General features: G+C 60.9%; 14 protein-coding genes. 8 read left to right on the top strand and 6 right to left on the bottom strand.

What is annotated here, in order from left to right; genetic code table 11:
• Window positions 1-95: 95 nt before the first annotated feature.
• Window positions 96-737 carry an HD domain-containing protein gene (locus DYL61_RS13905; protein WP_135308789.1) on the bottom strand — a complete coding sequence of 214 codons (642 nt, stop codon included), beginning with the start codon at window positions 735-737 and terminating at the stop codon, window positions 96-98.
• Between the two features lie 151 nt (window positions 738-888).
• Here DYL61_RS13905 and DYL61_RS13910 point away from each other — a divergent pair, with 151 nt between their 5' ends.
• Window positions 889-1,854 carry a GlxA family transcriptional regulator gene (locus DYL61_RS13910; protein WP_135308790.1) on the top strand — a complete coding sequence of 322 codons (966 nt, stop codon included), beginning with the start codon at window positions 889-891 and terminating at the stop codon, window positions 1,852-1,854.
• A 130-nt stretch (window positions 1,855-1,984) separates the two neighbouring features.
• Here DYL61_RS13910 and DYL61_RS13915 read toward each other — a convergent pair whose 3' ends face one another.
• Window positions 1,985-4,339, bottom strand: a complete 2,355-nt coding sequence (locus DYL61_RS13915) for a penicillin acylase family protein (protein ID WP_135308791.1) — start codon at window positions 4,337-4,339, stop codon at window positions 1,985-1,987.
• 30 nt (window positions 4,340-4,369) lie between these two features.
• Complete coding sequence (locus DYL61_RS13920) at window positions 4,370-4,945, bottom strand: DUF6436 domain-containing protein (protein WP_105697202.1); 576 nt, start codon at window positions 4,943-4,945, stop codon at window positions 4,370-4,372.
• Between the two features lie 98 nt (window positions 4,946-5,043).
• Here DYL61_RS13920 and bipL point away from each other — a divergent pair, with 98 nt between their 5' ends.
• A complete protein-coding gene (gene bipL / locus DYL61_RS13925) occupies window positions 5,044-5,967 on the top strand; it encodes a phospholipase BipL (protein WP_135308792.1) in 924 nt (307 codons plus the stop codon).
• A gap of 119 nt (window positions 5,968-6,086) precedes the next feature.
• On the opposite strand, the gene DYL61_RS13930 is transcribed toward bipL, so the two are convergent.
• Entirely contained in the window at window positions 6,087-6,839 is a 753-nt protein-coding gene (locus DYL61_RS13930) for a DUF2059 domain-containing protein (protein WP_135308793.1), read from the bottom strand.
• Between the two features lie 132 nt (window positions 6,840-6,971).
• Here DYL61_RS13930 and DYL61_RS13935 point away from each other — a divergent pair, with 132 nt between their 5' ends.
• Window positions 6,972-7,604 (top strand): 2OG-Fe(II) oxygenase, encoded by a 633-nt coding sequence (locus DYL61_RS13935; RefSeq protein ID WP_135308852.1) that lies wholly within the window; start codon window positions 6,972-6,974, stop codon window positions 7,602-7,604.
• 2 nt (window positions 7,605-7,606) lie between these two features.
• Window positions 7,607-8,101: a 2-thiouracil desulfurase family protein gene (locus DYL61_RS13940; protein WP_135308794.1), complete on the top strand. Its 495-nt coding sequence runs from the start codon at window positions 7,607-7,609 to the stop codon at window positions 8,099-8,101.
• Between the two features lie 42 nt (window positions 8,102-8,143).
• Here the strand turns inward: DYL61_RS13940 and DYL61_RS13945 are convergent, their stop codons facing one another.
• On the bottom strand, window positions 8,144-8,638 hold the full coding sequence (locus DYL61_RS13945) for a transporter substrate-binding domain-containing protein (RefSeq protein ID WP_135308795.1): 495 nt from the start codon (window positions 8,636-8,638) through the stop codon (window positions 8,144-8,146).
• A gap of 134 nt (window positions 8,639-8,772) precedes the next feature.
• Between DYL61_RS13945 and DYL61_RS13950 the strand changes: the two genes are divergently transcribed.
• Window positions 8,773-9,213, top strand: a complete 441-nt coding sequence (locus tag DYL61_RS13950) for a DUF4399 domain-containing protein (protein WP_135308796.1) — start codon at window positions 8,773-8,775, stop codon at window positions 9,211-9,213.
• A 64-nt stretch (window positions 9,214-9,277) separates the two neighbouring features.
• On the opposite strand, the gene serA is transcribed toward DYL61_RS13950, so the two are convergent.
• Window positions 9,278-10,507 carry a phosphoglycerate dehydrogenase gene (serA, locus tag DYL61_RS13955; RefSeq protein WP_003195214.1) on the bottom strand — a complete coding sequence of 410 codons (1,230 nt, stop codon included), beginning with the start codon at window positions 10,505-10,507 and terminating at the stop codon, window positions 9,278-9,280.
• 205 nt (window positions 10,508-10,712) lie between these two features.
• On the opposite strand from serA, the gene DYL61_RS13965 reads away from it, so the two are divergent.
• The 3 genes from DYL61_RS13965 to DYL61_RS13975 all read left to right on the top strand — a co-directional run bounded on the left by DYL61_RS13965 (window position 10,713) and on the right by DYL61_RS13975 (window position 13,970).
• Window positions 10,713-12,107 carry an FAD-binding oxidoreductase gene (locus DYL61_RS13965; RefSeq protein WP_135308797.1) on the top strand — a complete coding sequence of 465 codons (1,395 nt, stop codon included), beginning with the start codon at window positions 10,713-10,715 and terminating at the stop codon, window positions 12,105-12,107.
• 21 nt (window positions 12,108-12,128) lie between these two features.
• Complete coding sequence (locus DYL61_RS13970; protein ID WP_135308798.1) at window positions 12,129-12,794, top strand: fumarylacetoacetate hydrolase family protein; 666 nt, start codon at window positions 12,129-12,131, stop codon at window positions 12,792-12,794.
• A gap of 249 nt (window positions 12,795-13,043) precedes the next feature.
• Window positions 13,044-13,970, top strand: a complete 927-nt coding sequence (locus DYL61_RS13975; protein WP_135308799.1) for an SdiA-regulated domain-containing protein — start codon at window positions 13,044-13,046, stop codon at window positions 13,968-13,970.
• The last annotated feature ends 59 nt before the right edge of the window (window positions 13,971-14,029 follow it).

Consider the following 14,029-nt stretch of genomic DNA (forward strand, 5'->3'; position numbering starts at 1 on the left):
CCCGATAGCGGTGTGTCAGTCAGCACATCTGACACTGATACACCGCTATCGGGGGCAAGCCCCCTCCCACATTTGATTGTATTTCAAGCCAGGGGTTATGCAGTCCAGGGTGATGTGCGAATCACCTCGACAAAATTCATCGGCCTGAACCCCGGCTCCTGATCCACCAGCACATCGGTCTTCACGTTGCCAAACGTGGTCTGCGGACGATGGCGCAAGCCGTCGGCAAACGCGCAGATGATGCACTCCTTGAACCCTTCACCCCGTGGATGCGCATGCACCACCGCTTCACGCTGCGCAGTCGGAAACGCCGCGTAGTCCATGCCCAGCACGTCCATCTCCACGCCCGCCGTCACCAACGCAACGGTGGGGCGCAAATGCTGCGGCACCCCCGGCGTGGTGTGCAGGGCGATGGACAGCCACACTTGTTCGATATCGTCATCACTCAGCCCATAAGGCTTGAGAAAGGCTGCCGCGGCATTGGCGCCGTCCACTTCGAAACGTTCGTTGTCACTGCGATGGCCTGCGACCAGGCCCAGGTCATGGAACATCGCGCCGACGTAGAGCAACTCCGGGTTGTAGGCGAGTTGCTTGCGTTCACCGCTCAAGGCGCCGAACAGGAACACCCGGCGCGAGTGGTGGTACAGCAAGTCGGACTCGACGTCGCGGATGTATTCGGTGGTGGCCTTGGCCAAGGCGCTGTCAGGGATCTGGATACCGGCGATGGTGGTGGTCATGGTGGCTCTCCTGTGGAAGGATTCCAGTCTGCTCGCGCGCCCATGACGGGGCCATCGCGGCGAGGGAGCGATTGCGGCCAATGTGCCGTCACTTCGTGCCAGCCGGAAATGTGGGGTTGGTGTTCATTCAGTTCATTCAGGCTAACCATCTATGGGCAAAACCGTCGCCATCCTGATCTTCCCCGGTGTCCAGTCGCTGGATGTCACCGGTCCCATGGATGTGTTCTGCGAGGCCAACCGGTTTCTGGCGCCGCAGGACCATTACCAGTTGGAAGTCATCGGCCTTGCTCACGGCAACATGGCCGCCTCCAACGGCCTGTCATTGCAAGCCCATCGGCATTACAGCGAGGCCGTGCAAGCCTACGATCTTCTACTGGTCGCCGGTGGCCCGCAGTTGCCCTTCGAAGACTTCGGCACGCCTTTCGATGACTGGCTGCGCGGCGCCACCCAACGCGCACAACGCTTCGGCTCGATCTGCAACGGTGCCTTCATGCTGGCCCGCGCTGGGCTGCTGGACGGCAAGACCGTCACCACCCATTGGAACGATGCCGCCGACCTGGCGCGTTTGTGCCCCACGGCCCAGGTCGAGGCGGACCGCCTCTATGTGCAGGACGGCAACCTCTACACCTCGGCCGGGGTGACGGCGGGTATCGACCTGTCGCTGTATTTGCTGGCCCAGGATCACGGCCCGGAAGTCGCGCTGAGCGTGGCCAAGCGCCTGGTGGTGTTCACCCAGCGTTCGGGCGGGCAGTCGCAGTTCAGTCCGTTCCTGACGCCCCACGCCGAAACCACCTCGGCGGTGGCGCTGGTGCAGGTGTACGTGCTGGCGAACCTGACCGGGGATTTGAGCATCGCTGACCTGGCCAAGGCAGCGAATATGAGTGCGCGCAACTTCTCGCGGGTGTTTGCCCGAGAGGCGCGGATCACCCCGGCGGAGTTTGTCGAGCGGGCGCGGGTGGACGCGGCGCGGGTGATGCTCGAAAGCAGCCCGGCGCCGCTCAAGACCGTGGCCTATCAATGCGGCTTTCGTGATGCTCAGCATATGCGCACTGTGTTCAATCGACGGCTGGGGGTAACGCCGCAGCAGTTTCGTTTGAACTTCGCTGCCCCGATCTAAGGTAGGGATGAGGTCAAATGTGGGAGGGGGCTTGCCCCCGATAGCAGTGTGTCAGCCAACACATCTGACACTGATACACCGCCATCGGGGGCAAGCCCCCTCCCACATTTTTTGACTGCATTCCAAGCAGTTATCGGGCTGGCAACAACTTCAGCGTACCGCGCGTATTCGCCGTCACTTCCTCATCGGTGAAATGCGCCTGCTCATACCCACCTTCGATATACGTCTGCGCCTGATCGCCATAGTGCCGATCAAACGGCACTCCGCTTTGCCCCACCGGGTTGATGGTCAGCGCATGTGCCACATCGGCGAAGTCGATCAAGCGCCGCGTCGATGGGCCATAAGTCACCGGCCATGGCGCCGGGCCGATCATCGCCGATTGGTTGTTCGGCACTTCATGGGTGCCCGGCGCCGGGAACGGGCCGACGTTGAATACTTTGTCCAAGGGCTTTTGCATGCCGAGGGGATGGCCGTGGGTCAGGGTGTGCGCCTTGCCCCATTGCCACTGGCTCGGGTCATCGCCAAAGGTGGCCTTGAGGTGCGCCAGGCTGTTGTCCCAGGCGAGCTTGACGGTCTCGGCGCGCTTGCCGTCCCACCAGGGCGAGTCGGGTGAGGCCGCCAGGCGGGGCAGGGCGGCGTCGATCACGCGGGTGGTGAGCAGGGTCTTGAACATGCCGTCGCCGAGTTTGGCGTGGAAGGCGGCGTCGGTGAGGTTGAACAGGAACTGGTTGAACAGCGTGGCGTTGGTGGACTCCAGCGGGTAGTCGCCTTTCCAGGTCGCCAGTTGCTCCACCAGCGTCAATTGCGCCGGGTCTTTCACTACGTCACGCAGTACCGGCAACAACGGGGCCAGCAGACGCGGGCCGTAGGCAGTGGTCGTGGCGAGCTGCAAGGCCTGGCTGTTGTTCACGTCCCACTTCACGCTCTTGTCGCTCAACTGCATATTCAGCTGTTGGCCACGGTCGGCCAGGTTGTAATAACCGGGTATCTCCATGCCGGTGGGCGACACGGGCTGGGCGTTGGCCGACACCACATAACCCCGTGTCGGGTTCTCTTCCTGCGGGTTGGCGCTGAAGGGGTAGAAACCCAATTTGTCGGCCTGGGCGGTGCTGCCATCGAGGATAAACCCGGCGTTGACCCCGGCCGGGCGAATCGGCAACTGCGCCGCCGCCCACCAGCCGATATCGCCCTTGGCATTGGCCCACACGATATTCAGCCCCGGCGCCGACACTTTGGCCGCCGCTGCACGGGCCTTGGCCAGGGTGTCGGCGCGGTTGAGCTGGTAGAAACCTTCAAGGATCGGGTTCGGGGTGTCGAGGAATGCCCACCACATGGCGATGGGCGTCTTGCCAGCATTCTCGCCGAGCACGTCATTGATGATCGGGCCGTGGGGCGATTGGCGCAGGACAAGGGTGACCGGTGCCTGGCCCTTGATCTTGATCTGTTGCTCGGTACTGGTCATCTCGACCCATTCGCCGTGGTACCAGACCTGATTGGCGTTATCCGGGTTGACCTTCTCGGCGATCAGGTCGAGGTCATCGTTCTGGAACATGGTCAGGCTCCAGCCGAAATCCAGGTTGTGCCCCAGGAACGCCACCGGCACCAGTGCATTGTGGTAGCCGTACAGCTCAAAGCCCGGCGCGGAAAGCTGCGCCTCGTACCACACCGACGGCACCGAGAAACGGATATGCGGGTCGCCCGCCAGCAACGGCTTGCCACTTTTGGTGCGACTGCCGCTGATGGCCCAGGCGTTGCTGCCTTCGAACTGTGGCAGGCCGTTTTCGGCCAGGGCCTGCTCGCTCAGGGAGGCGAGGGCGCCGAGGGTTTGCCAGTCGCTGGCGGCCAGGTTGAGCGCGCCTTGGGGCTGCCAATCGAGGTCGAAGACGTTGAGATAGTCACTGCCCAACTGGTCGCGTACGTAAGTCAGCAACGGCTCGGTACGAAACGCAGCAGCGAAGCTGTAGGCCATGTACCCGGCGACGCTGATGGTGTCCTCGGCGGTAAACGGTCGCTTGGCGATGCCCAGTACGTCGAACTCCATGGGGTTGGCGTGGCTGTCCTGATACTGGTTGATGCCGTCCAGGTAGGCTTGCAGGGCCTTCCAATGCGCCGACTCGTGGTCCAGTTGCTCGACATAGGTGGCCGCGCGATCGCGAATGCGCAGGCTGCGGAACAGTTTGTCGGTCTCCAGCAGCTTGGGTCCCAGCACCTCGGCCAGCTCGCCACGGGCCAGGCGCCGCATGATCTCCATCTGGAACAGCCGGTCCTGGGCATGCACGTAGCCCAGGGCGCGATACAGGTCGGTCTCGTTTTCGGCGCGGATATGCGGCACGCCACGGTCGTCATAACGCACCGTGACCGAGCCTTGCAGGTTGGCCAGCGTGACCGTGCCCTGGCGGGTTGGCTGCTTGCTGTAGACGTAGACGCCCGCGCCGAGGGCGACCAATACCACCAGAACCGCGAGTACCTGCAAGACGCGCTTCATGAACCTTCCTTAGCAAAAGTGGGTAACGGACTACAGATCTTTAGGCCACGAACAATAGCAGCCCACCGCCAGAGTGTGGGTGGCATTCACGTCGCGCCCGTCTTCCAGCGCTTTGAGGATCGGCTCGATAAAGCTGTTGCTGGAATTGCACGTCAGCCCTTCGCTGTAGGGCCCGAAATACGCGAGCTTACCGCTGCGGTCCCAGATGCCCACGGCAGGGCTGGCGGGCACCTGATCGGCGCCGGGCAGGGCGGTGAGGGTTTTCATGTTGTGCAGGTTGCTGGGCAGTTGCCCGTGGCTGCCGGGCTTTTGCAGGGCGTAGAACTCCACCCCGAGGGGCGCGTAGTGTTCGATCAACTCGCCCAAGTGTTGCTGGTTGCCGACGTTGCACGGGCACGCCGGATCCCAGAAGTGCACCAGGCGGATCGGCCCGGGGCCCGCCAGCTCAGCGGGCAGTTTTAACGGATCGCCGGAAAACACCGCCGTGTGTTCGCTGAACGCCCGCAGGTAGCGGCCCTGAAACCAGTCATACGCCGTCCACAGCACACTGGCGCAGATGGCCAGGATCAGGCTGGCGAACAGGGCGGTACGGTAGGGCGGTCGCATTCAGATCAATCCTCGAAGGTCGCGTAGCTTGCCATGCTTGTCCTGACAGATGAATATCGCAGCTCGATATTCATCTTCACCGTAGTCTGGAAGCCTTTATGCCCGTCACCTTTGACCCCGATCATCTGCGCGAAAGCTTGCGGCCTTTGGTGGATGCGCAGCCGCTTAGCGCCGAGGCGCGGGTCTACCAGCGTTTCTACGGGCTGGACCAAGCCGTCAGCCGTCTGGGACGTTTCGAGGTGGGTGGTTTTGACGTGGTGGCGCAGGTGTGGTGGCCGACTGCGCCGGTGGCGACGATGTTTATGTTCCATGGCTTCTACGACCACATGGGGTTGTACCGCCATGTGGTGAAGTGGGCCTTGGACCAAGGCTTTGTGGTGATCGCCTGCGATTTGCCGGGGCATGGATTATCCAGCGGCGCACGCGCCAGCATTGATGACTTCGGGGTGTACCAACAGGTGGTGCAGGCGCTGTTCGCCCAGGCGCAATCGCTGCAACTGCCCCAACCCTGGCATCTGTTCGGGCAGAGTACCGGTGGCGCGGTGGTGGTGGACCACTTGCTCAACCATGGCGCGCTAAGCCCGGCGCAAGGCAAAACGTTCCTGCTTTCTCCGTTGGTACGGCCGCGCTCATGGGGCTGGTCGCAAGTCAGCTATTACTTGCTGCGCCCGTTCGTCAAAGGCATTGCGCGGCGGTTCAGCGAGAACACCAACGATCCGGCGTTCAAACCGTTCCTCGAAGCCGACCCGCTGCAACCACGCCAACTGCCCACCGCCTGGGTAGGCGCACTGGCGCGCTGGATCAAGCGCATCGAAGCCGCACCGCGCAGCCCGAGGCGGCCGGTGATTGTGCAGGGTGAGGAAGATATGACGGTGGACTGGCAGCACAACTTGCAGGTGCTGCGGGGGAAGTTCGATCAGCCCGAGGTGTTGATGTTGGCGCGGGGCAGGCATCACTTGGCCAATGAGATTCCGGAGATTCGCGAGCAGTACTTCAGCTTTCTCAAGGATCATCTGAAGTAACCCAATCCGAATGTGGGAGGGGGCTTGCCCCCGATAGCAGAGTGTCAGCCACTGAAAAGTCGACTGATCCACCGCAATCGGGGGCAAGTCGAATCGTCGCACCGCCCCTCCCACATTTTTTATTGCGCCAGGCTTGAGGTGCTTTGGCCGACCGCGAGGCCTGCGCGAATAGCAGCAAGCGCCGCCTGGTAGTACGCCTTGCCCTCGGCGGATTCGGCAAATGTCGCGAACTCCTCCAATTCCGGATCCGACAAATCTCGATAGACATACAACAACGTGTTGTTCAGATCCTTATCAATCTGCTGCATCAACCGTTCGCGCTGCCCATTCAACATGCCCTGCGCTTGACCACCGCCCAGCAAGCCGGGAATCATCTGGCTCAGGCTATCCGCGGCCACGCCGGCAATCGCCAGGCTCACTTCCGCCCCGGCTTCGCGCGCCGGCAGCGCTTGTGCCAGGTGGCCGATGATCAGGCTGCGGGTGGCGTCGGCTTCAATCTTCGGCAGGCCTTGGGCGTTCTTCGCCAGCTGATCGCGGCGCGTGGCGAGCAATTCGGCGGCGACGATCTTGCGGCCCAACGGCGATTGGAAAAACGCCAGCGCCGGTTTCGGGTCGGCCAGGTTTTTGCGCAACTGCGCTTCGGCACGTTGGTCCACAGCCTGGGCGGCGAAGCGTTTATTGCTGTTGTCCACCAGCGCCTGGTACACCGCCGGCGGCAGGCTATTGCGGTAGCGTTGCTGGGCGGCACTGAGGGCGTCATTGAAATGCGCACGTTGTTCGGCCCAACCGGCGACCTTGTACAACTGGTCATGGCTGTCTGCCCAGGCGGGCAACACGCAGAACATCAGCAAGGAAAAAAACAAACGACGCATTAGGGACTCCTGTCAGTCGGCCACTATTGTCCGTGTCGGGCGTAGGATTTGTCGAGAAGTCCTATCAGTCACCTGACTAAAGTGTGTTCAGACGCTCGACGGCGCTGTCGGATTCGCAGGCGTATGGATACTATGCGCGGCATGCAAATACCCTTCGATCACCTGCTGTTGCAACGTATTGTCGACGACCTGGCCGAAAAAGGCTGGTCCCGGCAGGACGGCTTCCTGCCCCAGGCTCTGACCCTGGAACTGGCCGCTGAGTGCCGTAGACGTGAAGCCGAAGGTGAGCTGGCCCCGGCAGCGGTGGGGCGTGGCCCGGCCCAGGAGATCCGCGAGGGCATTCGCGGCGACCATATCCAGTGGCTGGAAGAGGGTGATGCGCCCGTCTGCGGCACCTACATGGCGGTGATGGACACCTTGCGCCTAGCGATGAACCGCGACCTGTTCCTTGGCCTGGAAGACTTCGAAAGCCATTTCGCGATGTATCCGCCGGGAGCGTTCTACCTCAAGCATCTGGACCGTTTTCGCGACGACGACCGGCGCACCGTCTCGGCGGTGATCTACTTGAACGACGCCTGGCTGCCCGAGCATGGCGGCCAGTTGCGCATGTACCTCAAGAACGGCGTCGAATACGATGTGCTGCCCACCGGTGGTTGCCTGGTGGTGTTCCTGTCCGGGGAAGTCCCCCACGAAGTCCTGCCCGCCACCCGTGAACGCCTGTCCCTCACCGGCTGGTTCCGCCGGCGGGGCAACGAGCCGTTTTAACCATGGAAAAGATTTTGATCAGCCGCTGTCTGCTGGGGCACAAGGTGCGCTATGACGGTGGCGCCAGTGGGCCGTTTGACCAACTGGCCGTGTGGCAAGCCGAAGGGCGTGTGGTTGCGATCTGTCCGGAGGTCTCCGGCGGTTTGCCAACGCCGCGTCCGCCTGCGGAGATTCCCGGCGGGCAGGGCGTGGATGTGTGGGAGGGGCGAGCCCGGGTGTTGACGGCCGAGGGGGAGGACTTCAGCGAGGCCTTCCTGGACGGTGCGCGGCAGGCGTTGGCGTTGGCGCAGCGCCACAACATTCGAATTGCCGTGCTCAAGGCCAATAGCCCGTCGTGTGGGAATTTGCTGACCTATGACGGGACGTTCTCTGGCGTGAAAGTGCGCGGCGAAGGGGTGACGGCGGCGTTGCTCAGGCGCCATGGGGTGCAGGTGTTCAGTGAGCTGGAGTTGCCCGAGGCGGCAGTGGCTTTGGCCCAGCTTTCAAACCTGACCTAGATCCAAATGTGGGAGGGGGCAAGCCCCCTCCCACATTTGGATTTACTGTGCCTTGGCGACCGGTGTTTCACCCTCAAACCACTTCTGCGCCAACGCCTTCAATCGCCCATCGGCCTTCACCCGCTGCAACGCCTTGTCCAGACTTGCCTTGAACGCCGGGTTGCCCTTCTGGAACGGAATCACTAACTCCGGCTTCTCGTTATACGTCTCACTGAAATCGAACCGATCCTTGAGCTGCGCAGTCATAGCGATATGGTTGATGGCCACATCGTACTTGCCGGTTTCCACTCCCGGCAGCAGGTCGGCGTCATCGGTGGTGATGAACGAGGGGCGCACGTCCATTTCCTTGGCCAGTTGCTCACCGAGTTCGACTTCAAAGCCGGTGAGTTTGTCGCCTTCCTTGAAGTTGAACGGCGGGGTATTGGCCTCAAGGGCGATGCGCAGTTCGCCACGGTCAAACACATCATCGACCAGTTCGGCATGAGCCAAGGGGCTCATAAGGGGAAACAGCAGTAACAGGCCAGGCGAAAAGCGCATGGTCACTCCTAGAGAATTTTTATGTGCGAGGCGCCGTTCAGCATCGCTTTGCTATGGTGTTGAGTGCCTTGGACAGCAATTTGTCGCGAAGTTGTCATAACCCTACAGATTTCACCGAAAAACTGGAGAAGCGAATGAAAGCCCTTTTGTCCCGTGCAACGATTGCCAGCTTGCTGCTGGGTGCCTCGATGTTGGCGAATGCCGCCGACCTGCCGCGTACCCCTGCGCCTCAAGGCGCCGAAGTGTTTATCGTCTCGCCCAAAGACGGCGCAACCGTCGATAAAACCTTCACCGTCAAATTCGGCGTCAAGGGCCTGGACCTTGAGCCCATCGACAAGCAAGTGCCGAACGCCGGCCACCATCACCTGCTGGTAGACCGCGATGTGCAGTCGCTCAAGGCCGATGAACCGATCCCGGCCGATGCCACGTCGATCCACTTCGGCAAGGCGCAAACCGAAACCGAGCTGACCCTGACCCCAGGCAAGCACACCCTGCAACTGGTGGCGGGTGACAACGTTCACCGTCAATTCGAACCGACTGTAGCTTCGAAAGTGATCACGGTTAACGTTAAGTAAGATTTGTTCAGATGCAAAAAAGGGAGCCCCGAGGGGCTCCCTTTTTCGTGGTGCGCTTGAAACCTTAGAACAACACGCGGCTACGAATCGTGCCGTTGATGTGCTGCAGCTTCTCTTGCGCCAGGTCCGAGTACTCGGCGTCGACGTCGATCACCACGTAGCCGACCTTCTCGTTGGTCTGCAGGAACTGACCGGAGATGTTGATGCCGTTTTCTGCGAAGACCTTGTTGATCTCCATCATCACGCCAGGGATGTTCTGGTGGATGTGCAGCAGACGGTGCTTGCCAGGGTGAGCCGGCAGGGCCACTTCCGGGAAGTTCACCGACGATACGGAAGTACCGTTGTCGCTGTACTTGACCAGCTTTTCCGACACTTCCAGGCCGATGTTGGCTTGGGCTTCAGCGGTGGAGCCGCCGATGTGCGGGGTCAGGATCACGTTGTCCAGGCCACGCAGCGGGCTTTCGAAGATGTCGTCGTTGGAGCGAGGCTCCACCGGGAACACGTCGATTGCGGCGCCGATCAGGTGCTTGTCCTTGATCGCGTCAGCCAGGGCGTCCAGCTCGACCACGGTGCCACGGGCTGCGTTGATCAGGATGCCGCCTTTCTTGATGGCGCGGATTTCCTTCTCGCCGATCATCCACTGGGTCTCAGCGGTTTCCGGAACGTGCAGGGTCACGATGTCGGACATGCCCAACAGCTCGGTCAGGCTGGCCACTTGCGTGGCGTTGCCCAATGGCAGCTTGGTCAGGGTGTCGTAGAAGAACACCTGCATGCCCAGGCCTTCAGCCAGTACCGACAGTTGAGTACCGATCGAGCCATAACCGACGATACCCAGCTTCTTGCCGCGGATTTCGAAGGAGTTGGCTGCGCTCTTGATCCAGCCGCCACGGTGGCAGGAAGCGTTCTTCTCAGGAATGCCGCGCAACAGCAGGATCGCCTCGGCCAGTACCAGCTCCGCAACGGAACGGGTGTTGGAGTACGGCGCGTTGAACACCGCGATGCCGCGCTCGCGCGCTGCGTTGAGGTCGACCTGGTTGGTGCCGATGCAGAAACAGCCGACAGCCACGAGTTTCTTGGCGTGGTCGAAGATCTCTTCGGTCAGCTGAGTGCGGGAGCGAATGCCGATAAAGTGCGCGTCGGCGATCTTTTCCTTGAGTTGGGCTTCCGGCAGAGAACTGGTGATGTACTCAATGCTGGTGTACCCGGCGGCTTTCAGAACGTCGACAGCCGATGGGTGGACGCCTTCCAGAAGAAGGAACTTGATCTTGCTCTTATCGAGAGAAGTCTTGCTCATCTGCGTAAACCTGTATCCCGGAGAAAAATGGCAGGGAATCGGATCGCTTAAGCTGACCCGGACGGCAGGAAAGCCGTCACCGCAGAAACGCCCTTGGGCTCTGTCCTGCGGGGGCGGTATGCTAGCATACGCGCCCCGCTAAACACTCATTCCTGCGACGTGAAGCGTTCTCAGGATGACCATGAATTGTTCGAGAGTTCTGTCGATGACCCATCCTGCCCTGATTGATGAGCTAAAGACCCTGGTTGAGCCCGGCAAAGTGCTGACCGATGCAGACTCCCTGGAGGCTTACGGCAAGGATTGGACCAAGCACTTCGCACCGGCGCCGACCGCCATCGTCTTCCCCAAGACCATTGAGCAGGTCCAGGCCATTGTGCGCTGGGCCAATGCACACAAGGTGGCGCTGGTGCCATCGGGCGGGCGTACCGGCCTGTCGGCGGCTGCCGTGGCGGCCAATGGCGAAGTGGTTGTGTCGTTCGACTATATGAACCAGATCCTCGACGTGAACCTCACCGACCGCACCGCCGTGTGCCAGCCGGGCGTGGTCACCAAGCAATTGCAGAACGTCGCCGAAGAAAAAGGCCTGTACTACCCGGTGGACTTCGCCTCGTCCGGTTCCAGCCAGATTGGCGGCAATATCGGCACCAATGCCGGCGGGATCAAGGTGATTCGCTACGGTATGACCCGCAACTGGGTGGCCGGCATGAAAGTCGTCACCGGCAAGGGTGACGTACTGGAGCTGAACCGCGATCTGATCAAGAACGCCACCGGCTATGACATGCGCCAGCTGTTTATTGGCGCTGAAGGCACCCTGGGCTTTGTGGTCGAAGCCACCATGCGTCTGGACCGTGCGCCGAAAAACCTCACCGCCATGGTACTCGGCACCACCGATTTCGACTCGATCATGCCGGTATTGCACGCGTTCCAGAGCAAACTGGACCTGACTGCCTTCGAATTCTTCTCCGACAAGGCCCTGGCCAAAGTCCTCGGCCGTGGCGATGTGCCGGCGCCGTTCGAAACCGACTGCCCGTTCTATGCGCTGCTGGAATTCGAAGCCACCACCGAAGAAGTCGCCAACCACGCGCTGGAAACCTTCGAACACTGCGTGGAACAGGGCTGGGTGCTGGATGGCGTGATGAGCCAGAGCGAAACCCAGCTGCATAACCTGTGGAAACTGCGCGAGTACATCTCCGAGACCATTTCCCACTGGACGCCGTACAAGAACGATATCTCGGTCACCGTCTCCAAAGTGCCGGCATTCCTCAAGGAAATTGACGCGATCGTCGGCGAACACTACCCAGACTTCGAAATCGTCTGGTTCGGCCATATCGGCGACGGCAACCTGCATTTGAACATCCTCAAGCCGGAAAACCTTAGCAAGGATGAGTTCTTCGCCAAGTGCGCCACCGTGAACAAGTGGGTGTTTGAAACCGTCGAGAAGTACAACGGTTCGATCTCCGCCGAACACGGCGTGGGCATGACCAAGCGCGACTACCTGACCTACAGCCGCTCGCCCGCTGAAATCGAATACATGAAGGCCGTCAAAGCGGTGTTCGACCCGAACGGGATCATGAACCCTGGCAAGATCTTCGCTGTTTAATCGCCCCTGAGGAGTCGTTCCATGAGCTACCAGCACAAGTATGTCGACGGCACCAACATCCACTTTCCTGTGGGAAAAGTGGTGTGTATTGGGCGTAACTACGCCGAACACGCCAAGGAACTGGACAATCCGGTGCCGACCGAGCCGTTGTTGTTCATCAAGCCGGGCAGCTGCGTGGTGCCGTTGGAAGGTGGGTTTGCCATCCCGACCGAGCGCGGCTCGGTGCACTACGAGGCGGAGATCGCGGTATTGATCGGCAAGCCCCTGTCGACCAAACCCAGCCGTGAAGAAGTACTGGACGCCATCTCCGGCTTCGCCCCGGCCCTGGACCTGACCTTGCGCGACAAGCAAGCCGAGCTGAAAGCCAAGGGCCTGCCGTGGGAAATCGCCAAGTGCTTCGACGGCGCGGCGGTAATCGCCCCATTCGTGGTGGGCAGCACCTTCCCGGACCTGACCGACATCGGCATCCGCCTGACCATCAATGGTGAAGTGCGTCAGGACGGCAACAGCTCGCAGATGCTCAACCCGATCATCCCGATGATCCAGCACATGGCGGGCTGCTTCTCGCTGCAGGCCGGTGATGTGATCCTCACCGGCACCCCGGCTGGCGTGGGCCCGCTGAATGTGGGGGATGAGTTGGTGTTGGAGTTGACGGGCGTTAACCGCTTCGAAAGCCAGGTTCGCTGACTTTCTGACCCATGAGGTCAAAAATGTGGGAGGGGGCTTGCCCCCGATGGCGGTGCATCAGTACCAGATGGGTTGGCTGACACACTGTAATCGGGGGCAAGCCCCCTCCCACATTGGTTTGTGTTGACTCATAAGATGCTGCTCTTTGCATTTTTTTCACACCCCATCCGGATAATCCTCTCCCTCCTGCGCGCAGCCCTTTGGATCCTGTGCTATCACCTAACGCTGACTTTCCGGAAAAAGCGCCCCATGGCCGTGACCCTGCCGAGCAGTACCCCCAAGCCGCGTTCCCGTTTTGCCTTGCGCTGGTATTCCTGGCTGTTGCTGGCTGGAGTCATTTCCTATGGCCTCGCCTGGGCCATGCACTGGGATGATCGTGGCATCTTGTGGGTGTTGGAGCGCTTCGAAACGCCGGCCGAGCGTCAGCAGAGCGTGTGGCTGCCGGACTACCATGCAGTCATCGACGCCAAGCTGTTGCCGGGCATGGAGAAGGACGAAGCCTCCGACGTTTCCTATAACCCACAGACCAAAACCCTGTTTTCGGTGATGGGCAAGAACCCGTTCCTCGTCGAGTTGAGCCTGCAAGGCGATGTGCTGCGCAAAATGCCGCTGAACGGCTGGAGCAACCCAGAAGGCGTGACCGTGCTGGAAAACGGTCTGTTGGCCGTAGTCGATGAGCGCGAACACATCCTGACCATCGTCAAGGTCGACGCCACCACCACTCAACTGAACAAAGCCGATTTCCCCAGCTATGACCTGGGACCGTCGAAGAACCAGAACAAAGCCTTTGAGGGCGTCACCTGGGACAAGCGCAACCAGCAGATCATTCTCGGCGAAGAACGCCCGCCAGCCTTGTTCACCTGGAAAAGCGACGGCAGCCAGACCCTCGTAGGCGACAAGCAGAAGCTGGCCAGCACCGAACTGGACATGCGCAACCTCTCGGCCCTGGCGGTTGACCCGCGCACCGGTCACCTGTTGGTGCTGTCTGCCGACTCCCACCTGCTGCTGGAACTGGACGAAAAGGGCGAGCAAGTCAGCTTCATGACCCTGCTCGGTGGCTTCAATGGGCTCAAGGACACCATTCCCCGCGCCGAAGGCGTGACCATGGACGAGAACGGCACCCTGTACATCGTCAGCGAGCCGAATCTGTTCTATCGTTTTGAGAAGCAGAAATAGCACACCGGTTACGTCGGATAGTTCTCTAAGAGCGGCATTCGCCACACATCAAGGTGCGT

Source organism: Pseudomonas nabeulensis, assembly GCF_004682045.1.
Taxonomy (GTDB): Bacteria; Pseudomonadota; Gammaproteobacteria; order Pseudomonadales; family Pseudomonadaceae; genus Aquipseudomonas; species Aquipseudomonas nabeulensis.